16 protein-coding genes and 1 pseudogene are annotated in these 23,255 nt (G+C 73.3%); 3 read left to right on the top strand and 14 right to left on the bottom strand.

Translation table 11 applies throughout. The annotated features are described in order from the left end of the window. The first annotated feature begins 86 nt into the window (after positions 1–86). Positions 87–257 (top strand): hypothetical protein, encoded by a 171-nt coding sequence (locus tag EKD16_RS25560; RefSeq protein WP_165498653.1) that lies wholly within the window; start codon positions 87–89, stop codon positions 255–257. A gap of 135 nt (positions 258–392) precedes the next feature. Here EKD16_RS25560 and EKD16_RS23915 read toward each other — a convergent pair whose 3' ends face one another. The 5 genes from EKD16_RS23915 to EKD16_RS23895 all read right to left on the bottom strand — a co-directional run bounded on the left by EKD16_RS23915 (position 393) and on the right by EKD16_RS23895 (position 5,168). Further along, the gene (locus EKD16_RS23915) at positions 393–1,721 is read right to left on the bottom strand and encodes a glycoside hydrolase family 6 protein (RefSeq protein WP_131101625.1); all 1,329 of its coding nucleotides are present in this window, start codon (positions 1,719–1,721) and stop codon (positions 393–395) included. Positions 1,722–1,940: 219 nt separating this feature from the next. Next, the gene (locus EKD16_RS23910) at positions 1,941–2,642 is read right to left on the bottom strand and encodes a hypothetical protein (RefSeq protein WP_131101623.1); all 702 of its coding nucleotides are present in this window, start codon (positions 2,640–2,642) and stop codon (positions 1,941–1,943) included. Between the two features lie 73 nt (positions 2,643–2,715). Further along, complete coding sequence (locus EKD16_RS23905; RefSeq protein WP_394347297.1) at positions 2,716–3,372, bottom strand: nucleoside/nucleotide kinase family protein; 657 nt, start codon at positions 3,370–3,372, stop codon at positions 2,716–2,718. Between the two features lie 682 nt (positions 3,373–4,054). Beyond that, a complete protein-coding gene (locus tag EKD16_RS23900; RefSeq protein ID WP_131101618.1) occupies positions 4,055–4,498 on the bottom strand; it encodes a hypothetical protein in 444 nt (147 codons plus the stop codon). A 286-nt stretch (positions 4,499–4,784) separates the two neighbouring features. Next, positions 4,785–5,168: a hypothetical protein gene (locus tag EKD16_RS23895; protein WP_131101616.1), complete on the bottom strand. Its 384-nt coding sequence runs from the start codon at positions 5,166–5,168 to the stop codon at positions 4,785–4,787. A gap of 474 nt (positions 5,169–5,642) precedes the next feature. Here EKD16_RS23895 and EKD16_RS23890 point away from each other — a divergent pair, with 474 nt between their 5' ends. After that, a complete protein-coding gene (locus tag EKD16_RS23890) occupies positions 5,643–5,897 on the top strand; it encodes a hypothetical protein (protein WP_131101614.1) in 255 nt (84 codons plus the stop codon). Positions 5,898–5,987: 90 nt separating this feature from the next. Here the strand turns inward: EKD16_RS23890 and EKD16_RS23885 are convergent, their stop codons facing one another. The 5 genes and pseudogenes from EKD16_RS23885 to EKD16_RS23865 form a co-directional block, all read right to left on the bottom strand. Then, the gene (locus EKD16_RS23885) at positions 5,988–7,058 is read right to left on the bottom strand and encodes a mandelate racemase/muconate lactonizing enzyme family protein (protein ID WP_131101612.1); all 1,071 of its coding nucleotides are present in this window, start codon (positions 7,056–7,058) and stop codon (positions 5,988–5,990) included. Next, entirely contained in the window at positions 7,055–7,969 is a 915-nt protein-coding gene (locus tag EKD16_RS23880; protein WP_131101610.1) for a 5-dehydro-4-deoxyglucarate dehydratase, read from the bottom strand. Before EKD16_RS23880 ends, EKD16_RS23885 begins: the two co-directional genes overlap by 4 nt. Before the next feature lie 33 nt (positions 7,970–8,002). Beyond that, positions 8,003–8,881: an NAD-dependent epimerase/dehydratase family protein gene (locus tag EKD16_RS23875; protein WP_131101608.1), complete on the bottom strand. Its 879-nt coding sequence runs from the start codon at positions 8,879–8,881 to the stop codon at positions 8,003–8,005. Between the two features lie 545 nt (positions 8,882–9,426). Then, complete coding sequence (locus EKD16_RS23870) at positions 9,427–10,482, bottom strand: LacI family DNA-binding transcriptional regulator (RefSeq protein ID WP_207391396.1); 1,056 nt, start codon at positions 10,480–10,482, stop codon at positions 9,427–9,429. 85 nt (positions 10,483–10,567) lie between these two features. Next, positions 10,568–10,996, bottom strand: a pseudogene (locus tag EKD16_RS23865) (ABC transporter ATP-binding protein); the annotation flags it as partial. Positions 10,997–11,301: 305 nt separating this feature from the next. Between EKD16_RS23865 and EKD16_RS23860 the strand changes: the two are divergent. After that, complete coding sequence (locus EKD16_RS23860; protein ID WP_131101606.1) at positions 11,302–13,137, top strand: serine/threonine-protein kinase; 1,836 nt, start codon at positions 11,302–11,304, stop codon at positions 13,135–13,137. Between the two features lie 103 nt (positions 13,138–13,240). Here EKD16_RS23860 and EKD16_RS23855 read toward each other — a convergent pair whose 3' ends face one another. The 4 genes from EKD16_RS23855 to EKD16_RS23840 all read right to left on the bottom strand — a co-directional run bounded on the left by EKD16_RS23855 (position 13,241) and on the right by EKD16_RS23840 (position 23,040). Next, complete coding sequence (locus tag EKD16_RS23855) at positions 13,241–13,654, bottom strand: DUF6114 domain-containing protein (protein WP_131101604.1); 414 nt, start codon at positions 13,652–13,654, stop codon at positions 13,241–13,243. 3 nt (positions 13,655–13,657) lie between these two features. Continuing rightward, positions 13,658–14,359 (bottom strand): methyltransferase family protein, encoded by a 702-nt coding sequence (locus EKD16_RS23850; protein ID WP_207391394.1) that lies wholly within the window; start codon positions 14,357–14,359, stop codon positions 13,658–13,660. A 58-nt stretch (positions 14,360–14,417) separates the two neighbouring features. Next, positions 14,418–14,969, bottom strand: coding sequence for a DUF6230 family protein (locus EKD16_RS23845; protein ID WP_242677147.1), 552 nt, complete (start codon positions 14,967–14,969; stop codon positions 14,418–14,420). 526 nt (positions 14,970–15,495) lie between these two features. Next, positions 15,496–23,040, bottom strand: a complete 7,545-nt coding sequence (locus EKD16_RS23840) for a type I polyketide synthase (RefSeq protein WP_207391393.1) — start codon at positions 23,038–23,040, stop codon at positions 15,496–15,498. Between the last annotated feature and the right edge of the window lie 215 nt (positions 23,041–23,255).

Genomic DNA, 23,255 nt, shown 5'->3' with positions numbered 1-23,255 from the left:
AGGCGGGTATTCGGGCCGCTGACCTGTGTGAGCGGCGGTGGGCGGGGTAGCGGGGGCGCGATCGCATCAGACCGAGGAGAGACCGCATGACCATGCCCGAGGAGTCCGGCAAGAAGACTCCGGAGACCGACCAGCTGCTGCCCGACCAGCGGGACGAGAGCGCACGGGAGCCCGACACCCGCCGCGAGATGGAGGCCGAGCTCCAGGACGCGATGGACGAGGCCGGCACCGACCGCGAGGACTTCGAGGAGAGTTGAGGCGCGGCCCGGCCGTCGCCGGGAACGCGCCCCTGCGCGGCGCCCGTGGGCCGCCGCGCACGAAGAAGGGGGAGGGCGCGTGCCCTCCCCCTCGGCGAACGGGTACCGGCCCGGGCCGGTACCCGATTCGATGCGCTAGCCCGCGGTGCAGGTCAGCTCGGGGTCGCCGTTGGCGCCGCTGTGGGTGCCGGTGAAGCCGAAGTCGGTGCTCTCACCGGCGCCGAGGCCGCCGTTGTAGCCCGCGTCGGTCAGCGTGAACTGACCGCCGCTGCCGGACACCTCGGCATTCCACGCCTGGCTGATGCCCTGGCCGTCCGGGAAGTCCGCGGTCACCGTCCAGCCGTCGATCGCGGACCCCGCGGTCACCGTCACGCTGGCCTGGAAGCCGTTGGACCACTCGTTGGTCACCGTGTACGCGGCGTCGCAGCCCTGACCCGGCTCGGGGTCGGGTGTGGGCTCGGGGTCCGGAGTCGGCTCGGGATCGGGCGTGGGGTCCGGGTCCGGCTCGGGCTCGCCTGCGGCCACCGCCATGTCGTAGGCGCGCTGCGGGACGAATTCGCCGGCGTTGGCGATGCAGCCGTCGGCCTCGCCCGGCAGCTTGACCCACAGGAAGGCGTCGATCGTCGCGTTGCCCGTGTTGGTCGTGCTCTCGGTGCCGATAGCCCGGCCCTCGGGGTCGCACCACTCCGAGCCCAGCGGGCCGTTGCCGTTGCGGCTGGTGTCGATGACCGCGCGCAGATCGGAGTGCCCGGTGGCGGAGATGATCTGCTCGGCGTAGGCCACCTCGTCGTCGGTCCAGTTGTAGTTGGACACGTTGGTGGAGATGCCGTGCGCGCTGTTGGCGATGTCGGCGCCGTTCAGCCGCGAGGCGATCTCACCGGGGGAGTGCCAGCCGGAGTGGCCGGCGTCCATGTAAACGCGCGCCTGCGAGGAGCCCTGCATGAGCGTCTTGCCCGCATAGGCCATCGAGTCCATGACCTCGTTCTGCTGGCTCTGGTCCATGCAGTTGCTCATCAGCGACAGCACGTCCGGCTCCAGGACGATGGAGGCCGGGCGGCCGTTGAGGCCCGCGGCGACCTGGTCGACCCAGGAGCGGTAGGCGGAGTGGCTGGGCGCGCCGCCGCCGCTGTGGTTGCTGCAGTCGCGGTTGGGGATGTTGTAGACGACGATGATCGGGGTCTTGCCCGCGGACTCGGCCGCCCTCGTCAGCGCGTCCACCTGGCCTTGGACCTCGTTGGGGTTGTACTGGGTGAACCAGGTCCCCTGCGGCACGTCGGCGACGCGGTTGGCGATGACGTCGGCGCGCGAGTCCTGCGGATTGTTGCGGGCCCACTCGGCCGAGGCCATGTCCGGATTGACGTAGAACTCCGACTCGGCGGCCGAAGCGGGGGTTGGACCGGCTGCCACCGCAGCCGCCAGCACGAGCGCGGCGCCGATCATCGGGCGCACGGATTGTCGGAACATGCACGAAGTCCTTTGTCGTTGCAGCGGCCCCCGTGGACAGCGGAGCGCTCGCGCCACTGGGAGCGCTCCCACATACCGCTGGACCCTAAAGGAGGAGGAGCGTTCTGTAAAGAGCCGGAAACATGGAGTCAATGCGCCCGTAGCCTGTCCGGCCAGCGCACAGCCTTGCCCCGACGTCCGGGACTTCGTTGCAACCCCCGTCCCGTTCTCGGGAACGGGTTACACCGGAGAGTCGCGCCGGTACTCGCCGATCCACAGGTGGGGCGCGGACCGGTGCAGGTGCCGGGCCATTTCGCGGTAGTCGCCGATGGCGCCGACGTGGAACCGCAGGCGCCGCGACGGAAGACCCGGCGCAGGCGGCGCCTCGTGCCGGGTGTGCCGCTGGTGGACGGCGAACGGGTGCCGATCGGCGACCGAGTCCGGATCGTGCAGGAAGACGTCCACCGCGTACAGGTAGCGGCCCCTGTCGGTGAGCAGGCGGCGCATGATCTCCTGGCCGATCCGCGCACCCAGGCTGCTCTTGTAGACCCGCCGCTTCTCTTTCCAGCTCCCGCCGATTGCGCTGATCTGCTGCCAGGAGACCGGTTCGGCCCGCACGCGGGTGACGAACCAGATCCCGTGGCGATCCACGGCCAGGCCGTGCGGGCTCAGCGCTGCGACGACGCCGGCGCTCAGGAGCAGCGTCAGCAGCCCCAGAACGACGGCGATGACGATCGCGATCGTGCGCTCCCCGCCGGCCCCGCCGTTGGCGAGGAACCGTTCCGGCCAGACTGCGGCGAGGACCGCGCAGCAGGTCAGGAACAGGGTCACCGCTGTGCCCGCCAGCGCGAGCCCGAGTCCGCTGCGCGCGAGACTCAGGTAGGCCGCATCGGCGGCGGGCCAGGGGCCCTCCCTGGTCGCGGGTTCGGGCAACCGGTCCACAGCTCGCTCCTTCCGCCGGTACAGACTGACCGCCCCCTGGGACTCGGCGCGGCCGTCTCCGGTTCCGGCGGGTTCAGCGAAGCCGTTCGGCCTCGTCGAGGCGGACGACGCGGGAGCAGTTCTCCCGGGTGGATTTGACGATCTCCCCGTTGGCGCGGTCGCTGCGCCGTACCCACTCCACCGCTTCGGCGCGGTCGCGTCCGCCGGCGAGTTGGCGCTCGACGAGCCGCTCCTCCCGGGTCTCGTCGTCGGCCTCCACGTACCAGAGGTCGTGCAGCAGCGCGCGGACCTCGCGCCACAGCGGTGCGTCCTCGGCGAGGTAGTTGCCCTCGGTCACCACCAGTCGCACGCTCGGCTCGATCGCCAGCCGCGCGGCGACGGGCTCGTCCAGCGTGCGGTCGAAGTCCGGAGCGAACACCGCGTCCTCGCCGCCGATGTGCAGCCGCCGCAGCAGCGCGACGTAGCCGCGCACGTCGAAGGTGTCCGGCGCCCCCTTGCGATCGCGGCGCCCGAGCCGCTCCAGTTGGGCATTGGACAGGTGGAACCCGTCCATGGGCAGGTAGGCGGCGGCCCCCGTCCCGAGCCCGGCGCACACCTCGTCCACCAGGTACCGCGCCAGCGCCGACTTCCCCGCCCCGGGCGGGCCCGCGAGCCCGAGGAACACCCGCGACGCGGCCTTGCCGGCCAGCGCCTGCGCCTCAGTCGCCAACTCCTCCAGCATGGTGGCCACTTTAGATCGTGTTGCGCGGGGCGTCGGCCCGCCCGCATCAGGCCGGGGGCGGTGGATGGCCCGGCCCGCGCCCACCGCACCGTGTTCCCGCCGGTGGCGGCGGTCGGCGGAGGTGCGGGCGCCGGTTCTGTCCGCGAGCGGTGGCGTGTGCGACGGCGGCCCGGCGCCGATATGTCCGAACTGCCGGGTCATTCGGCGTCTACGTGAACTTATGGTCATCGGAAAACCCTTTCCTTAGCCATAAGTTCACGGTACTCGGGAGAGCCGCGCCGAATCCGCCCAGATGTCCGTCCCGCCGCCCTGGCGGCCTCACCGAACGCGTGGTTATCGCCAAAGAACGGCCCGGATCTGGTGATTTCCACGCGTTGGACGAGTGCAGCCGCACCCTAAAGAGCGGGCGCTGCCGCCTCCGGTACGGCCCACCACCGCCCCTCGTCGGCCGCTGCCACCGGCCAGCATCCGAACCGATACCCGCGGGTCGGACCTTGCTGCCACCGTCGCCGCTGCATTCCAGTGAAGACCACCCGCCGCCCGGGAGGCCAGAAGGCCGTCCAGTGAACCGCTGCCGTCCCGCGGGCGGCCCACCGGCCGGCACCCGGACCGTCGACCGCAGGCCCGGCCCTACGGGGTCTTCGGTGCCGCTTGTCGGTCGGTCGGCCCGGCTCCCGCCTGCGTCCGGGAGCTATCGGCCGGACATGTAGTACCGGCGTGAGGGCTTCACCAGGAGCAGCGCGGTGATCATCAGGAAGGGCAGGGCGAGCGCGGCAGTCAGGCCGTTCCAGGTCAGCAGCGCGACGATCAGGTACGGCGCAGCCGCGCTCCAGATGCCGCGGACGATCCGGCGCGGGGTATGCGGCGAGCGCCGTCCGGCGGTGCTCCCGTAGAAGACGAGGAGCGATCCGTACCCGGCGGCGAGGAGGCCGGGCACGAGGAGGAAGATCCATCCCGGACCGTCGCCCGCTTCACTGGTGACGGCGAGGCGGGTCCAGAAGAACACGGTCAGAAAACCGCCCACCAGGCCGGTCGCACCGAGCCCGAACAGCAGTATCCGCGCGAGGATCAGCGCGGCGGGCTGTCGGACTCGGGTCGGAGCCGCCGCCCGGGGGTGGGTGGCGATGGGTGGCATTTCCGCGAAAGGGGCCGCTGGTCCGCTCACGGTCCCGGGTCCTGCGAGCCGGGCGCCGGCGTGTTCGCGGGCGGGCGTGTCGGCGCGGCGCCCGGCGGTGCCGCCCGGCCACGCGGGGCCGCCCCAGTGGCCCGGCCACTGGTCCACTTCCGAAGACGAGTGCGGCCAACAGGACGGGATATACGGCAGGGGATGCACGGGACGGTCCTTCACAGCGGTTGGGGGAGCGGACGGCCGTAACCCGGCGAATCCACCGAAGGCGTCGGCTCCCGCCTGCGTCCGGGAGCTATCGGCCGGACATGTAGTACCGGCGTGCGGACTTCACCTGGAGAAGCACGGTGGCCGCCGCGAAAGGCAGGGCGACCAGGGCGGGCGCGGGACTGCCCATCAGCACCGCGTTGGCCAGGTACAGCGTGGCCAGACCCGATGTAGCCCAGACCGTCGGGCGCAGCACCCACGGAGTGCGCAGGCCGCCGATGCTTCCGAAGAGGATCAGGAGCAGGCCCAGACCGACGAAGAGGACGGTGGACACGCCCGCGGCGACGGGACCGGCAGGGAGGCCGCCTGCTTCCGGTGTCATTGCGACGAGGACCCGGCTCAACCCCAGCACGAGCCCGAACAGCAATTCCGCCGCCCCGAGTGTGAACAGCAGGACGCGCGCCGCGATCACCGTGGCGGGCTGCCGGACGCGGATCGGCTGGGGCGGGTGGGCGGGAGGCGATGGTGCTGCAAGGGGTGGATGTCCGTTCCCGGTCCCGGTAGCGCCTGGCGGGCCCGTGGACTGGCCGGGCCGGGGCGCGCCGCCGTGGCCCGGATCGACCACGCCCGGCCATGCGGGTGTGCCCCAGTGGCCCGGCCACTCCGAGACCGGTGCGTCCGCAACGGCGGCGGGCTCGGCGAGGCGGGGCTCTGCGGGGTTCTGCTCAGGGGAATGCATACGTGGTTCCGTTCAAGATCCTTCGGGGGATCAGGACACCGTATCCGCAGCGTGTCGGCGGGATCGGACCGGCTCCCGCGAATCGCGCACGCGGATCCGCGCACAGCGGGGAACGAAAGAGGCGTCCGCGAACCTTCCGCCTCGGGGCGCGGCGTCCGCATTCCGGGGCCGGTGGCGGGTAGCGGCGCCGTTGGGAGGAGGCGAATCATGCGACGTCGTCGAGAACCGCGGCCCCCGCGCGGCAGCCACGACCGCCCCTACAGCGCGTTGAACCTGCGGCTGGTGCTGGCCTCGCTGGGCATCGTCGTCTGCCTCGCCCTCGGGTGGGCCGCGTGGGCGGACGACCTGCCCGTTCTGGCTGCGGTCCTCTGGGCGCTCGTGGCCGTCGGCGTGATCGACATCCTGGTCGTGCTCCGGCGCCGCCGGCAGCGGGGGTCGCGGTCCCACTCGCTGTTCGAGTGAGCCCGTTCCCGCGCCGCGCGAGGTGCGGTTCGCATACCCCGCGGTGCCAGAGCCGCCCCCGCCGCCGGCAGGCGGAGGCGGCCCGCAGCCTCACTGCGGCGGTCGAGCGAAAACAAGCCCGTGCCCGGGCGGTGTGTCGCTGGTGGCGCCCTGGGCCCCCACGGTCACGCCGCAGGGCCGGGCGAGAGCGCCGAGGTCGGCGAAGGAGGCCCGCTCGATGTCCTCGACCATGGCCGTCGCCGGCACGCACTGCGCCAGCTGCGCGGACAACTCCGGCAGCAGGTGCGGGGCGACGGGGACGCTGAACGCGGCCGCGAGGTCCGCGATCCGCAGGAACGGCGTGATCCCGCCGACGCGCACGACGTTGGGCTGGGCGACGTCGCACACACCGCCCACCAGCGCGTCGCGGAAGGCCCGCACGGTGCGCAGGTTCTCGCCGATCGCGAAGGGCACGCCGGTGGCCGCGCGCAGCCGTGCGTGCGCCTCCAGGTCGTCGGCGGGCAGCGGCTCCTCGATCCAGTGCGGATCGAAGCGGTCCAGGGCCCGCAGCGCGCGCATGGCCCCCGGCAGATCCCAGCGCTGGTTCGCGTCGATCATCAGCCTGCCCCGCGGCCCCAGCAACTCGCGGACGCGGGCGACGCGCTCCACATCGCGGTCCAGCTCGGCCGAACCCACCTTCATCTTGACGGCGGTGTGGCCCTCGGCCGTGAAGCGGCGGACCTGCTCGACCAGTTCCTCCAGGCTCCGGTCCAGGTTGACGCCGCTGCCGTAGCAGGCGACGCGGTCCCGGCGCCGCCCGATCAACTCGACCAGGCTGAGCCCCAGGCTGCGCCCGCGCAGGTCCCACAGCGCGATGTCGACGGCCGCCAGCGCCATGGCGCTGACGCCGCCCGGCCCGGCCTCGTGCAGGTGGGCGTACAGCTCCTCCCAGCGCGGCGCCGGTGCGGCCTCGCGCCCCTCCAGCAGGGGTGCGCAGTCGTGCTCGACCGCCGCCCGAACGGCGGCGCCGCCCACCCGCGGGGTCCAGCCGAAGCCGACTCCGGCATCGCCGGTGTCGGTGGTGACCGTGACGACGACGAGGTCGTGGTAGGAGACGCCGCCGTCCCAGGTGTCGTGCAGCGGGTAGCGGCGCAGTTCGGCCCCGACTGCGGCGATCCTCACGCGCCGCCCTCCGCACCGGCAAGCGACAGTCCGTGCTGTAGGACCCGGTCCAATTCGGCACTGTCGGCGGGAGACGCGTCGACGAACGGCGGCCGCACCGGGCCCGGGTCGGCGCCCCGGAGCCGCAATCCCTCCTTGATCAGCGCGACCGCGTATCCGGGGGTGCGGTCGCGGATGGCGGCCAGCGGCCGGTAGAACTCGTCCAGCAGGCGTTCGGCGAGCGCGTCGCCGCCGCGCCACGCGCGGTAGAACGCGGTCGCCACCTCCGGGGCGAAGGCGAACGCCGCCGAGGAGTACAGCTCCACCCCGATCCCCTGGTAGGCGTGGACGGTCAGCTCGGCGGTCGGCAGCCCGTTGAAGAACGTGAACGCGTCGCCGACCCGCGCGCGAACGGCAAGCACGTTCTGCCGCATGCGGTCGAGGTCGCCGATCCCGTCCTTGATACCGACGACCCCGGAAAGCGCGGCGATCTCCGCGGCGGAGGCCGGGGTGAGCGCCATGGTGGAGCGCTGGTAGACGATCACCGGGATGTCGACGGCGGCGGTGACCGCGCGCACGTAGTCGATCAGCCCCTGCTGCGACGCGCCCACCAGGTAGGGCGGCAGCAGCAGCACGCCCTCGGCGCCCGCCTCGCGGGCGGCCTCGGCCTGCTCGACCGCCGTCGCCAGGCTGCCGCCTGCCCCTGCGACGACCGGGACGGCGCCGCCGGCCTCCGCGACGGCGGTGCGCGCGACCGCGGCCTGCTCGGCGCTGGACAGGGCGTGGATCTCCCCGGTGCCGCAGGCGGCGAAGACTCCGCCGGGACCGTAGGGGAGGCGGTCGCGGATGTGGGCCGCGAGCGCGGCGTGGTCGACGGCCCCGCCCGTGTCGAACGGGGTGACCGGGAAGAACAGGATGCCCTCTAGGTTCATGGTGCTCCCTCGTGTGGTGCGTCGTAGCGGCGATCAGCCGAGTTCGGTCCGCCAGGTGCGGTGCGGGCGCCACCCCAGCAGCTCGCGGGCCTTGCGGTTGGAGAAGGCGGGTGCGGTCCCGTCGAGGGCGGCCGCGGCCTCCGGCGTTATCCGCGTGTGGCGCGGCAGCAGGTCGCTCAGCGGGGCGTCGGCCAGCGCGTCGTCGGCGCCGACGAAGAACGTCTCTCCGTTGGGGATCTCGTGTGCGCGCTCGATGAGCACTCCGGTGAACTCCGCGGCGTCGCGCGCGTCGACGTAATTGAACAGCGATATCGCCGCGGAGGCCGGGTCCGCCAACCGGTCGGCGATCGTGCCGCCTCCCTGGACGGGAGCGCCTCGCCAGTCCTCCTGGGCCACCACGAAGCAGGGCCGGAACGCGTGGAAGCGCCCGCGGCCGCGGGAGGCGAAGCCGGTGACCACCTGTTCGGCGGTGGCCTTGGACAGGGTGTAGGCGTCCCAGGGGCCGACGGGGTGCTCCTCGTCCAGCGGCAGGTACACGGGGCTCCACCCGGCGGGGTTGGTGTAGCCCATGACGGTGGGGCTGCTCGCGGCGAGGACGGTACCGACGCCCAGGTCGAAGGCCGCCTGGCAGACGTTGAACACCACCCGGGTGTTCGTCGCGAAGGTGGCGGTGTGCGTGCGGTCGAAGGGGGTGGGAATCGCCGCCAGGTGCACGATCGCCTCGGGGCGGAAGTGGGCGAGCACGGAGTAGCACTCGCCCGCGTCGGCCAGATCGGCGGGCAGGGCGGTGAAGCCCTCGGTATCGCGGGGGACGGCGGTGTCGGTGCAGCTGACCTCGTGGCCGCGCTGGGCGAGGCCGCGCAGGACGCTGCGGCCCAGGCGGCCGAATCCGCCGGTCACGAGCACGCGCATCGGGCTGACTCCTCGTCTGTGTGGTCGGGCGGATACGTCGAAGGACGGGGACAGGGACAGGGGCGGGCCGGGGCGGGTCCGGTCACACGGGCGGTGGCGACCGTGTGGCGCGAGCCGAAGGGGTCGGCGAACGTGCTCCGGCCCCTGGCGTGCGCGTCCGGCGGCGGGTCGGCGACGGTGACGGGGCGATGGCTCGCTGACACCGGTTTCCGGGCCGTCGGGCACCGAGTCGGCCCGCGGGCGCCGCCGTGCCGCCGGGTACTCCGGGCGATCCGTGGTCGGCAGCCGCGCCTGACCCGCGCATGCCGCATACGCGCAGGTCGGAAGATCGACGAGGAGCCCGTCGGCGGGTGCGCGCCGCCGCGGAAGCGGGCGCGTGCGCATCCGGCATGTCGACTCCGATCACGGTTCGTCGCGCATCGCGCTGCACGGCGGGGGCATGGTGGGAAACCGGTTTCTAAGCTAGTTCACCTGACCGGGTTGTCAACCCCGCAGCCGAGGGACCGAACCGGCGCCCACAGCGGTCCGCCCGCGGTCTGCGCAGGTCAGTGCGGTGCGGGCCCGGTGGTTTCGCGCACCTCCAGTCGCGGCGTGAAGCACACGTCGGCCGGCGGGGACTCGTTTCGCAGCATGGCCGCCAACCGCTGCCACGCCTCGCGGCCCAGCTCCTCCTGGGGAACGGCGACGGTGGTCAGACGCGGCGCGGTGTAGCGGGACAGCGGGATGTCGTCGAAACCCACGACGCTGATCCGGTCGGGGACGCGCACGCCGATCTCGTTCAGCTTGCCCTGCGCACCCAGCGCCACCAGGTCGTTGTAGCCGATCATCGCGGTGGCGCCGGTGGACAGCGCCCCCTCCGCCGCCTCGAAGCCGTCCTCCAGCATCGAGCCGCCCTCGATCACGTGCAGTTCGAAGCGGCCCGCGGCGGCCCTCCGCAGCGTCTCCAGGCGTTCGCGGTTGGAGACGCTGGCGCGCGGACCCGACAGGTACGCCACCCGGGTGTGGCCCAGCCAGCCGAGATGGGCGCACACGGCGCGCACGCCAGAGGCGTAGTCGACCGAGACGGTGGGCGCGGACAGCCCCTCGACACTCCTGTTGACCAGCACGAACGGCTCGATCGCGGACGCGAGATCGACGAGGTCCCGGTCGTGGCTGCGCGGCGAGCACAGCACGAGGCCGTCGGCGCGCAGCCTGCTCTCCTGTGCCAGCACCGGTTCCTCCATGGGCAGTTCGTGGCTGTCGGTCACCAGCAGCCGGTACCCGTCGCGCCCGGCGGCCCTGCTGAGCCCGCGCAGCACCGCTTGGAACATGGGATTGCCCAGGTCGGGGACTGTTATCGCGACCAACCCGGTCCGCCCGCGCGCGAGCCCCTGGGCGACGGCGCTCGGCCGGTAGCCCAGGCTGGCAGCGGTCTGCTGCACACGCCGTGCGAGTTCCGGCGCCACCGATTCGCGGTTGTTGATGACCCGCGAGACCGTCGCCGGGGAAACGCCGGCGGCCTTCGCGACGTCGCGGATCGTCACACCCTGGCCGCGCCCGCGGTGCGGAACAACCCCGCCCACCGGCTCGGCGACCGGTTCCCCACTCCCGCCCGCATCCACCCGGACCTGCCTCCATCGCCGAGAAACCGATTTCTGAGCGTCAGCGTACCGGACTGCCCCGCACCGCGGTCTCCGCGCGGAACGCCGCGCCCCGGTGGCCGAGCCGGTCGCGCAGTCCGAGGGTGTCCACGACCCGGTCGTGCCAGGCCGGATCGGGGGCGCGCCGGCCGGCGATGTCCAGCGGGAGGGTGATGTTCTGTCCCGCGGTGAGCGTGGGCAGCAGGTTGAACGTCTGGAACACGAAGCCCACCCGCTGCCGTCGCAGCAGGGTGAGCTGCTTGTCGCCCAACCCGACCAGTTCGGTGCCGCCGATGACCACCGAGCCCGAGCTGACGGTGTCGAGCCCGGCGAGGAGGTGCATCAGCGTCGACTTGCCGGAACCGGACGGCCCCATGATCGCGGTGAAGGTGCCGGAGTCGAACGCGACCGACACCCCTTCAAGCGCGGTCACCGCGGCGTCCCCCGCGCCGTACACCTTCCTCACGTCCTCGGCCGTCACCGCTCGTCCGTGCAGATCACCGGGTTCGGGGGGTGCTGTGGCTGTCACCGTTCCTCCTTTTCGAGAATCCGTCGGCAACAGCCTGGATCGCGCGGGGGCGCAGCCGCGTCGCGCTGTGGATTGGTCTTCACCGGGCGACGTGCGCGCGCGGGCGTACGACCCGGGTCGCACATCGACGGCGCGGCGCTGCGCGGCGGCAGCGTGGCCGGAGGCGGCCAACGCGCCGGTGGGAGGCGATCGCGCGGCCGGACGTGCAGCGGCGGGGGAGCGGACCCGGCTAATCTCGTGGCGTCGGACCCCCGCCACGTCCGAGGAGACCGGTGTCCAATCCAACGCCGCTGCCGCCCCTGCACAGCAGCGACCCACGCGCCATCGCCGGATACGAGCTCCTGGGCCGCATCGGCGCCGGCGGCATGGGCGTCGTCTACGCCGCGCTGGCGCCTGAAGGCGGCCGCGCCGCGCTGAAGGTCATCCGCGGCGAGTTCGACGCCGACCCGGAGTTCCGTGAGCGCTTCGCGCGCGAGATCGCGCTGATGCGGCGGGTGCGTGCGGCCAGCACGGTGCCGGTACTCGCGGCGGGGACGACCGGCGACAAGCTCTGGTACGCGACCCCGTACGTCTCCGGCGCGACCCTGGCCGGACACGTCGACCGGAGCGGACCGCTGGACCCCGCCCGGCTGCGGGCCCTGGCGCTGGGCCTCGCCGAGGCCGTGGCCGCCATCCACGCCGCGGGTGTCGTCCACCGCGACTTGAAACCGGCCAACGTCATCCTCGCGCCGGACGGGCCCAAGGTGCTGGACTTCGGCATCGCCCGCGCCGTCGACGAGAGCGCGATCACCCGCACCGGCGGCCTGGTCGGCTCGCCCGGCTGGATCGCGCCGGAGGGGTACCGGGGCGTCGTCGGCCCGGAGGCGGACGTCTTCGCCTGGGGCGCGCTCGTCGCCTTCGCCGCGACGGGCCGCCGTCCCTTCGGCACCGGCTCCGTCGAGGCCCTCACCTACCGGGTGCTCAACGAGGCGCCCGACATCGCGGGAGTAGCACCCGAACTCGCCGGCATCGTCGAGCGTGCCCTGGCCAAGGACCCTGCGCAGCGGCCGGACGGCGCCGCCCTGCTGCGCGAGATCGCCGCCGGAGCCGGCGCCGCCGCGCCCGCCGGGGACGACCCGGCGACCGCCGTCACCGGCGTGCTGCACCGCGACTGGACCGCGGTGGAGAACACCCCCGGACTCGACTGGTCGCGTGCCGAGCGCACCGCACGGCGGCGCCGCCGCACCCGCAACGCTCTGCTGGCGGGGGCGGCGGCCTGCGCACTCGTACTGGCCGTCGGCGCCGGGACCGTGGCGGGCACCTCCTACCGCGAGAACGGCACACCTCTCCCGTGGGCGGCTGACGGCGTGGTGGAGGGCACCGCCTCCCAGGGGGCCGGGCAGGCCGGGCAGCGGGGTGGCGCGCCGGATCGGAACGACATCCAACGCGACAACCGCATCATCCGCGAGGTCGTCGGATGCGAGGAGTGCACGTTCCCCGTCGATATCGTCCCGGGCCTGCGCCGCGACGGCGAGCCGGTGCGGCTCGTCTTCGCCGAGTCACCCCGGGGGACGACGGCCGACGGCGGCGCCGACCTCTTCCATCTCACCGTTGCGCTGGTCCGCGACAGCGACGACGAGGTCCTGGCGCACAACTACGACCGGCCGCAGCCCAATATGCTCACCTTCAGCCGGAACGGCGACATCGCCGATCTCATGGGCACCGACGATGCGGGCTGGTTCTACGTCAACCTCATTCACGCCCCTGTGGAGCAGGGGGCGCAGGTGCCAGCCGGGCGTATCGTCAAGGTCGACCCGAACCGCCTCGACGACGTCGAGGAGTTCGGCGGCTCCCTGCGCAACACGGCGTTTCCGAGCAACAACACGCACCAGCTCGCCGCGCGCGACCTCGACGGCGACGGCGTCTACGAGATCCCCTTCGACCTCACCGAGTCGGCGGCGGACGGCGTGCTGCGGGTCTGGCACAGCTGGGACCCGCGGGCACGGACCTACGCGCCCGCCTACTGCTCGGTGGGCGATTTCGACGGCGGCAGCGAGATGCAGTGGAGCGAGCCGGCCAACGTGAACGAGGAGCCGTGCTCCGATCTCGGCAACGTCGGGGTGTTCTGACCCCGCGGCGAGACGGTGCTCGGTGTTAACCGGACGGCCCCTGCCGCGACCGGGCGGGCGGAGCCAACGCCTGTGTGCGGGTGCCCACCGGTGCCGGTGGCCCTCAGGTGTCGGATCGGCCGCGGCGCGCGGGCGGCCGCCGCAGGCCGTCCTCGACGGGCCGCCACGCCGCGAGCAGGGAGCCGCCCACCAGGCCGGACAGCATGCCCGCGCCGAGGCCGCCGAAGTCGGAGGTCACGAAGGACACCAGCGACAGCAGGACCGCCGCGATGCCGTAGAAGACGCGCTGGGCGGGCTGCAGCCAGCTCAGCATCCCCAGTGCGACGAGCAGGAGGCCGACGGTGTAGCCCGCGACACCGGCGATCCCCTGATGGACGAGCAGCGGCAGCGGGGCGAGCGGCGCGACCGCGACGGCGGCCCCGCCGCAGGCGACGAACAAACCGCCCCAGAACGGGCGGGTGCGGCGCCAGCGTGTGAAGCCGCTGTGCCTGCGGGCGCTCCTGCGGTGCCGGTTCACCGCTCAGCCGCCCGTTCCGCCGCCGCGCGCGGATTCGGCGCGCCGTTGGGCGGCGTTCGCGGGCAGCTGCGGGTGGGTGCCCAGCCTCGGAAGGAAGCGGCCGACGTGGGAGGTGTAGTCGCGGTAGGCGTCGCCGTGGAGCCGGGCGAGGTAAGGTTCCTCCACCCGGCGGACCAGCACCTGGAGCGCGCCGGTCATGACCGCCAGTCCGGTCAGCGACACCGCGCTCGGGCAGGCCAGCGTCTGACCGGTCGCCCAGATCAGGGCGGCGGTATAGACCGGGTTGCGCACGAGCGCGAACGGCCCACCGGTCACCAGGGGCGTGTGGCGGGACGGATCGACGTCGATGCGCCACGAGGCGCCCATCGCCGACTGCGCGGCCGATGTGGACACGACCCCCGCCACGGCCAGAGCGAGTCCGACCAGGCGCAGCCCCGCCGGGACGGGCAGCGTGGCCAGGAGGAACTCCGGGACCCCACGGGGGACCGCGGCACCGGCCGGGGCGGCCAGTTCGGCTACGGGAGCGAGGACGCCGGTGAGGCCGCCGCCCGCGACGACCGCCGCCCAGGCCCAGCGCTGCGCGGCCCCCGCCGCGCGCGTGAAGCGGACGCCGAGTTCGCCGGTACGCCGGCGGTTCACGACGATGCGGGCCGCCAGCGGCACCGCTACGAACGAGGCGGTCAGTACCAGTACGGCGACAGACACGTGTCGTCTCCAGCTCTACCGGGTTCGGATGACGTGCCGGGCCGCCTTCGCGGCCGGGTCAGAAGCATTCGCGGTCTCCGGGCTCGATACCCAGGCGCAAACCGTTCAGCTTGAGCGTTCCCGCGTTCACCGCGTAGGCGTGCTGGCGCAGGCCGGTGATCCGCACGGTGCCGCCGCTCTGTGAAAAGCCGCCGATCGGGGCCGTCGCGTCGGCGCCGAGGCTCAGCGTGCCCGCGTCCCGGCCGATCTCCATGTCCGTGAAGTGTGCGTCCCCGGAGAGTTGCCGCATGTCGATGACCAGATTCCGCGCGGTGACCGGCTGCCCGTCCCGGCCTGCCCGGACCAGCAGGGTGACCTCGCCCACGGGCGTGTCCACCAGCACGGATTGGCACAGGTCGCTCAGCCGGGCTTCGTCGATGACGGCGACCGCCGCCGCATGGTCGCCGTCGGCGGTGGTGGCGACGCCGACGTACTGACTGAACCCCGTCCCCTCCAGCCGGTCGGCGGAGAGCTTGAAGCTCTGTCCCGAGACCGCGAAGGACGCCGCGATACCGCCTTGGGCGGTCATCGCCACCAGGACCGCAGCGGCCGCCAGCGAGGGCAGCAGCACCAGCAGGAACCTGGCGATGCCGGTCCGACCGGCCGGTATCCGTAGATCCGGTTCGGTGAATGCTGGATCGGCGTCCGGCGCCGGATCAGACGGTCTCGCGGCGCGCTCGTCAGCCGCGGGGCCTCGACGCGCCGCCGACACCGCGTGGGCGGTCGGTGTGTGCATGGCGGCTCGGCTCTCTAGCACCGCACGGCCGGGTGCGGGAGGGCTCGACCGAGAGAATGCAAAGAGTAAATAGATTACTACATGAAGCTATCATCGTAGGTGAGGCGATACGCCCATGAGTCGGATCGCGGCTGACACAGGGGCCGCCCCCGGCAGTCCGGCAGAGCCTCGGCAAGGCCCAACGCCGATCAAGGGTTGCCCCGTCCCGCCCCGCCCGAGGGACCCCAGCTGAACCATGTGCGGCGCCACACTTTCTCTGGTTTTTCCCACCCTGCGCCCCGCCACGGCGGGCCGTGGCGGGGCGCAGGCAACGGTGGAACCCCTCGGGGCACGCCCGCAGGTACTCCGGAACATGTCGTTCCTAGGACTCGGCGGCTTGTGCCGTGCCCGCTTCTCCGGTCCCTCCCGCGCCGATGCGCAGCAGGATGGTGTCGGCGATGTCGGAGATGGTTCCGCCGCTGCGCATCATCTCCAGCGGTGAGATCTCCAGCCGGTAGTTCTCGTTGATCGTCGTGAGCAGGTCGGCGGCCATCAACGAGTCGACTCCGTACTCGTCCAGCCGCCTGTGGTGGTCCAACCGCCCGGCGTCGGTCTGCAGGACCTCCGCCAAAGCCTCCGCCAGGTGCGCGGCGAGAATCTCGCGCGCCTCCTCGGTCTCCAGTGTGCGCAGCCTGGCGATCAGTTCCTGGCGGGCCGCAGCGCCTTCGCCACCGACCACCCCGGGGATGCGGCTCATCCGAGCGGAGTGCGCGGTGGCCGGCACCGTCAAGCGGAGTCGGCCCCAGTCGAGCCTGGACACGCCGGCCACCTCCCAGCGGTCGGCGTGGCGGTGGAGGAGGTCGATGGTCGCGAGCGCCTCGGTCGCGGGGACCGGGTCGAGACCCAGCTTGCTCAGGAGGTCGCCCATTCCGCTGCGCTCGACATAGCCGGTGCCGTCGATGCGCCCCCACGCCACCGCGACGCCGGCCTCCCCGCGTCGGCGCCGGTTGCGGACCACCGCCTCGGTGTACAGGTTGGCGGCGTTGTAGCTGGACTGGCGAACGTTGCCGACGTGGGCCGAGATCGAGGAGTAGACCCAGAACAGGTCCAGGTCCATGCCGCGGGTGGCTGCGTCGACGACCGCGAGGCCGCCCATCTTCGGCCGGAGGGAGGTGGCGAAGCGTTCGTCGGTCAGGTCGGCGAAGTCGTCGTCGTCCAGTGCCATGGCGGCGTGCACCACACCGCGCAGCGGGTGTCCGCCGGTCCGGATCGACCGGAACACCGCGTCCATCGCGGCGGGGTCGGCGCAGTCGGCCGCGTAGGCGGTCGCGGTGACGCCCTGGTCGGCCAGGTCGGCCAGCAGCGCCGCTGCTTCGGGGGCCTGCCCGCCGCGGCGCGAGACCAGGGCCAGGTGGCGCGCACCCTGTCCGGCCAGGTGCCGGGCTGTCGCCGCGCCGAGCCCGCTCAGACCTCCGGTGACGAGGTAGGTGCCCTCGCCGTCCGGCACAGGCGGCGCGCCGTACCGCGCGGCCCGCACGGTCCCGGGCGCGCTCAGGCCGTCGATCGCGACGACGACCTTCCCGATGTGCCGCGAGTGCTGGAGCATCGCGAACGCGTTCTGCACCTGCGAGGCCGGGAACACGGTATGCGGCAGCGGGCGGTAGACGCCGTCGCGCAGCCGCCGCACGACCCGCGCCCAGTGCTCGGCGAGCACCTCCTTGCCGAGCATCGAACTCAGGTCGACCGCGGAGAAGCTGATGTTGTCGGCGAACGGCCGCAGCGGCAGCGCACCGTTCTCCATGATGTCGCGCTTGCCCAGTTCGACGAATCGTCCGCCGGGCGCGAGCACCTCCAGGCTGCGGGTCAGGGCCTCGCCCGCCAGAGAGTTGAGGACGACGTCGACCCCCCGCCCACCGGTCAGCTCCATCACCTCGGAGGCGAACTCCAAGCTGCGCGAATCCAGCACGTGCTCGACGCCGAGTACCCGCAGGACCTCGCGCTTGGCCTCGGTCCCGGCGGTCGCGATCACCTCGGCGCCGCACATGCGGGCGTGCTGCAGCGCGGCGAGCCCCACCGCCCCGGCGCCGCCGTGCACGAGCACGGTCTCGCCCCTGCGCAGACGGGCCACCTCCTCCAGCGAATACTGGACGGTGGTGAAGGCGATCGGCACAGTGGCGGCTTCGGCGAAGGACATGTGCTCGGGGATGCGCGCCGCGGCGTGGGCGTGGGTGACGGTGTGGGACGCGAGCGCCGGCGCCGCCGTAGCGAGTACCCGGTCGCCCACCGCGAGTCCGTCGACCCCGGCCCCCACGGCCGTGACGACGCCCGCACACTCCAGCCCCGGCTCCATCCCAGCGAAGCTGGACTCCGCGGCCTCGGCCGGCAGCAGGCCGGTCGCCTGCATGACGTCGCGGTAGTTCAGCGCCGCGGCGCGCACCTCGATACCGACCATGCCGGGGCCCGGCACCGGAGGGGGCGTCTGCTCCCACTGCACGCGGAAGTTCAGCCCCTGATCGAGGACGACCAGGCCGTAGCCCCCGGACTCGGCGGCGTCCAGCGCCGGGGTGTCCGCGACCATCCGCGGCACGAACCGTCCCTCGGACGTCAGCACGATCTCGTCCTCGGGGGAGTCCGAGAGGACCTCGCGGGCCAGGCGCCGGGCGTCCGCTGTGATGTCGGCGCCGCGCTGCAGGCTGATGCGGGTCAGCGCGATTTCGCCGTACTCGTTGGCCAGCGTCCGCGCCATCCCCCACACCGCGGCGTCGGCGGGCACGTCGCACCCTTCCGGCGCCGGGTGCACACCGCTGGGCCGGGTGACCAGCCTCAGGTCGAGCTGCCGCGACTCGTCGTGCGGCAGCGCGGCACCCAGCAGCGAACGCAGCATGGCGGCGCGGCGCGTGGTCGCGGCGACCACGTCGTCGGGGTCCGGCTCGGCATAGACGATGGTGACGGAGTGCCGGCCGTGCACCGGGGCTGCCGGCAAGTCGGCCCACTGGGCGGTGCCGTCCGCAGCGACTGCGACCGCGGCGTCGTCGCACGCCTCGGCCACGGCCTGGGCCAGCGGAAGCTCGGCGGCGGATTCCGCGACCACCACGCGGACGACCTCCGGCTCCTGAGGTTCGGCCGGGGCCGGTACCGCGGGGACCGGCCCCGCGGCGCGGTGCTCCGCGGTCGCCAGCAGCACCGACAGGTCGCGCGCGGACGCCCCCCGGTCGTCGCCGGTCTGCACCACGTCGCCGAATCCGCCGCGGCGCAGCAGCCCGGGCCACCGGTCGCGGGCGATGAAGGCGCCGTCGGGGCGCAGGTCGGTGTCGGCCGAGTTCCAGAACGACTCCAGTAGCCCGAATACCCCGCTGGCGGCGTCGTTGTCGTGGTTCTCGACCGCGAGCAGCCGGCCGCCCGGGGACAGCAGGGAGGCGACGCGCGGCAGCGCCGCGGCCATCTCGCGGGCCGTGTGCAGGGCGTTGGCGGCGACGACGAGGTCGTATTCGCCTTCAGTGAACCCCTGCTCCGCCGGGTCGGCGTCGAGATCGAGTGTGCGGTACTCGACGAAGTCGTACTCGGCCAGCTGCTTCTGCGCGGGAGCGAAGAAGAACGGGGAGACGTCGGTGAACGTGTACTGCGTGCGGTCGGGCGGCAGCAGGGGAACGAGAGCGGTCGAGAATCCGGCTGTTCCGGCGCCGATCTCCAGTACGCGCAGCGGCCGGTCGGCCGGCCACTCTTCGACGGCCGCGGCCAGCAGCGCGGCCGCCACCCGGTAGCCGAAGACCAGTTGCGGACTCGTGGCGAACAGGTGCCGGTAGAGCTCTGCAGTACCGGGCTCGGTCAGCATCTCGACGGCTTCGCGCTCGCCCAGCATCACCGACGGCATTCTCCCCAGGCCGATGGCGGCGAGGCAGAGTTCGACCGCGGAGGCCGGGGCGCTGTCGAGGCAGGTGCGAAACGCCGCGCGGGCGCGCTCGTCATCGGTCGCCAGCCGCCATGTGGACTCCCCCGTCTTCTGCAGTGCGCCGGCCGCCTCCGCGAGCGGGATCATCGCCGCGACCGCCCGGCGGTACGCGGCGGGCAGTCCAAGCGCGTCGACGTCGGCCCACCCGGCCTCGCCGCTGCGGAGCTTGGGCACCAACCGGGCCAGCCCCAGTGCGATCGCGTGTCCGAGGCTGTCCCGGCGACTGGCGGCGGCGTCGTCGTAGTCGGTCTCGTGCCACGCCCGGCGCACCCGGTCGATGCGGTCGGCCGCTGCCGCCTCGATGCGGTCGTTCTGCGGCAGCGGTGAGGGCGCCGCCGCGAGCCCGGCGCGCGGAGCCGCGCGCAGCACGGTGCGGTGCGTCTCCAACGGGCGCCGCGTGTGGGAGGCGACGCGCCTGCACCGCAGGCCCAGGGCTTCGACGGCGACGTCGCCGCGCTCGTCGGTGAGGACGATGTCCCAGCAGGATTCGCTACTGCTCCGGGTGCGGTCGAGCACGCGGATCCAGCCCTGCGGCGCGGGAGTCCGCCAGACGCGCAGCGCACCCGCCTTGGCCGGGAGGAAGGCGCCTTCTTCGTGGCCCACCAGCAGCGGCGCCCCGCTGTGGAACGCACCGTCCAGCAGGGCAGGGTGGACGGTGTACTCCTCGGAGGAGGCGTCGAGTCGGTAAGCGGCGAGAACCTCGCCCTCGCCGCTGTACACCTCGCGCAGAACCTGGAACGCGGGGCCGTACTGCAAGCCCTTCTCCGCAAGCTCCGCGTACAGTCGGCCCGCGTCGATGTGCTGCGGGCACCGCGAGCGCGCGGCGGCCACGTCCAGCGGTGCGGGGACGCCTTGGACCAGTCGCCGCACCCGGCCGCGGGCGTGCAGGCGGGGCTCGGCGCCGCCGCGCTCGACACTGGTGATGCGGGTGGCTCCGTCCTGCGGAGTCAGCAGTGTCTGCATGCGCACCGCTTCGGGGTCCTCCCACGGGATCACCAGCGGCCTGGTGAACTCCCAGCCGTCGGCCTCCACCGGTCCGTCCAGTACGCGCCTGCCCGCCCCCAGCGCCATCTCCAGATAGCCGGCCGCCGGGAAGACCACGCCTCCGGCGAGCTTGTGGTCGACCAGCCACGGCGCGCGCACCGGCTCGACCGCGGCCGTCCACGACGGCTCGGCCGCGACGGCGCGTTCGCCCAGCAGCGGATGGTCGACCGGACCGGCGCTCGCACGCGCCCAGTCCTCCCTCGTGCCGCTCCAGTGGCGCTCGCGCTGCCATGGGTACGCGGGCAGGTCGACGACCTGGCCCGGCGCGGGGAAGTAGCGCCGCGCCCAGTCGATGTCGGCGCCGGCGGCGATCAGCGACTCCACCGCCCGCTTGGCGGCCCGCACGCCGCAGCCGCCGCGGTCGAGTGTCGAGGTCACGGCGCGGCGCCGCGCCGGTGAATCGAGGCAGCGGCGCAGGTAGGACCGCAGCACGGGGTGCGGCCCGATCTCGGTGAACACGCCGATGCCGCTGTCGCGCAGCCGGTCGGCGGCCGCTCCGAACATGACGGGTTCGCGGATTCCCGTCCACCAGTGCTCGGCGCCGAGTTCCGTGCCCTCCACCAGGCCGCCCGTAGCGGTGGAGGCCAGCGGGATGCGGGCCGCGCAAGGTGTGAGCCCGTCCAGGTCGGCGAGCAGGGTTTCGCGCACCGGGTCCATGGCCGAGCTGTGGAAGGCGTAGTCCAGGTCGAGTTGCCGGAAGAACACACCGCGCCGCTCCAGCTCGTCGCCGATCTGCTTGATGCGGCCTTCGGAACCGGCGAGGGTGACGTCGCACTCGCTGTTCACCCCGGCGATCTCCACCCCCGGGAATCCGGTCAGCAGCTCCTCCGCCTGTTCGCGGGAGAGGCCGGCCGCGGCCATGCGGCCGCTGCCGGCGGTGGGCGCCTGCGCTCGGCCGCGGGCGGCGACCACGCGCGCGGCCTGGTCGAGGGTAAGCGCCCCGGCGGCCCAGGCCGCGGCGGCTTCGCCGACGCTGTGCCCCACCGCGGCGGCGGGGGTGGCGCCGCGGTCGGCGAGCCAGCGCGTGAGGGCTACCTGGACGGTGAACAGCAGGGGCTGGGCGACCTCGGTCAGCTGCAGTCGCCACTCGGCGGGCGGAAGCGCCATCTCCTCGGCCACCGACCAGCCGAGATAGGGGGCGAGGCAGCCGTCGACCTCGGCCACGCTCCGCGCGAAGTCCGCGTCGGCGGCGAGCAGGTCGGCGCCCATACCGGCCCACTGGGAACCGTTGCCGCAGTAGACGAAGGCGATACGACCGTCCTCGGCGGTCGGCGAGGAACCGGCTCCGTCGGCGCGCAGCCGCTCCGCCGCCTGGTGCGGGCCGCCGGCCAGCACGGCCCGCCGGTACGGGTGCGCGCCGCGCCGCCTGCAGGAGGTGTAGGCGAGGTCGTAGAAGGCGTCGCCGGGAGTCTCGTCCAGCCACTCCGCCATCTGCGCGACCGCCGCCGTGAGGGCCTCGGGCGTGCGCGCCGAGACGACGACGGGCAGTGAAGCGGGCCCCTCCTGCTCGGGCGCGGCGCCGCGCGCCGCGCCGCTGCCGGACGGGGCGGCCGCGGCGACCGCCGACCGCGTCGCGGCGGCGCGCTCCCGAGGCCCCCCGTCGGCGTCCGCGCCCCGCCCAGCGGGCTCGGGCGCGGCGGCCACGATGACGTGGGCGTTGGCTCCGCCGAATCCGAAGGAGTTGACGCCGACGGCGCGGCGTTCCGCGACGAGCGGTCGGACGTCGCTCGCCTCGACAGCGGGGGCCAGTCCGAGGCCGTCGAAGTCGATGCGGGGGTTGAGGGGTGCGGCGTGCAGCGATGCCGGGATACGCCCGTGCCGCAGCACCGTCAGGGCTTTGAACACGCCGGCCATCCCCGAGGCGGGCTCCAGGTGGCCGACGTTGGACTTGACCGAGCCGACCGGCAGCGGGCGGGAGCGCCCGCGTGCCAGCGCCCGGCCGACGGCCTCGCACTCGGCGGGGTCCCCGACGAGCGTGCCGGTGCCGTGCGCCTCCATGTACACCAGTTCGTCGGGCTCCACACCGGCGTCGGCGTAGACCCTGTGCAGCAGTTCCTCCTGCGCATCGGAGTTGGGCAGTGCGAGCCCGGCGGTGCGGCCGTCGCTGTTGGAGCCCCATCCGGCGAGCACGCCGTGGATCCGATCGCCGTCGGCCAGTGCGTCGCCCAGCCGTTTGAGCACGACCACCCCGCCGCCCTCGGAGCGCACGAAGCCGTCCGCGTCCGCGGAGAACGCCGCACAGCGGCCCTTGGCCGAGAGCATGGCCGCCTGCGCGAAGGCGACATAGGCGTAGGGTGCGAGCAGCACGTTCACGCCGCCGGCCAGCACCACGCCGCCGCAGGACGCCACCTGGCAGCAGGCCCGTTCCAGCGCGACCAGCGATGAGGAGCAGGCCGTGTCCACGGCCATGGACGGTCCTCGCAGGTCGAACGCGTGCGAGACGCGGTTCGCCGCGATCGAATGGGCACCGCCCGAGGCGGTGTAGGGGCCGATCCGATCGCGTGACATCATTTGCAGCGCGCCGTAGGAGGCGTCGGAGATACCCACGAAGACGCCCGAGGGAGTCCCCGCCAGGCGGGCGGGGTCGATGGCGGCGTCGTCCAGCGCTTCGGCGGTCATCTCCAGCAGCAGCCGATGCTGGGGGTCCATGTGTGCGGCCTCCTTCGGCGAGATACCGAAGAAGTCGGCGTCGAATCCGGCGACGTCGGTGAGGAAGCCGCCCGCCGCGGTGTAGCTCTTGCCCGTCCGCGGGCGCGATTCGTCCACGAACCGCGCGCTCTCGAAGCGGTCCTCCGGCACGCGCCCCACCAGGTCGCGGCCCTCGTCGAGGGCCTCCCACAGGGAGCCCAGATCGTCGATGCCTCCCGGCAGCCGGCACCCCACGCCGACCACCGCGACCGCGTCCGTCCCGCGATCATCCGTTACTGCGCCCAAGCTCGTCCTCTCCCGCGTCCCGGCGCGGACGACGCGCCGGGCAATTTCGGTTACACAAAGCGACGAGATCATTGCACAGAATGATTGCCCCAGTGAAACCGCGGTCGGCTCGGATCCCGCGAGCTGCCGGGACTTATGGGACTACGGCCGCCGCACCGGGCTCGGACCGCCGGTACTCCGGGAAGAGCCGAGGCCACCTCCGGCGTCTGCCGATC

The sequence above is a fragment of the Streptomonospora litoralis genome, assembly GCF_004323735.1.
Lineage (GTDB): Bacteria > Actinomycetota > Actinomycetes > Streptosporangiales > Streptosporangiaceae > Streptomonospora > Streptomonospora litoralis.
Note: the sequence above shows the minus strand (reverse complement) of the source record. Positions and strands in the feature narration are given on the sequence as shown.

Coding starts and splice junctions, on each gene's coding strand:
- EKD16_RS25560 (WP_165498653.1), top strand. CDS start 87: ATGACCATGCCCGAGGAGTCCGGCAAGAAGACTCCGGAGACCGACCAG.
- EKD16_RS23915 (WP_131101625.1), bottom strand. CDS start 1,721: ATGTTCCGACAATCCGTGCGCCCGATGATCGGCGCCGCGCTCGTGCTG.
- EKD16_RS23900 (WP_131101618.1), bottom strand. CDS start 4,498: ATGCCACCCATCGCCACCCACCCCCGGGCGGCGGCTCCGACCCGAGTC.
- EKD16_RS23890 (WP_131101614.1), top strand. CDS start 5,643: ATGCGACGTCGTCGAGAACCGCGGCCCCCGCGCGGCAGCCACGACCGC.
- EKD16_RS23880 (WP_131101610.1), bottom strand. CDS start 7,969: ATGAACCTAGAGGGCATCCTGTTCTTCCCGGTCACCCCGTTCGACACG.
- EKD16_RS23875 (WP_131101608.1), bottom strand. CDS start 8,881: ATGCGCGTGCTCGTGACCGGCGGATTCGGCCGCCTGGGCCGCAGCGTC.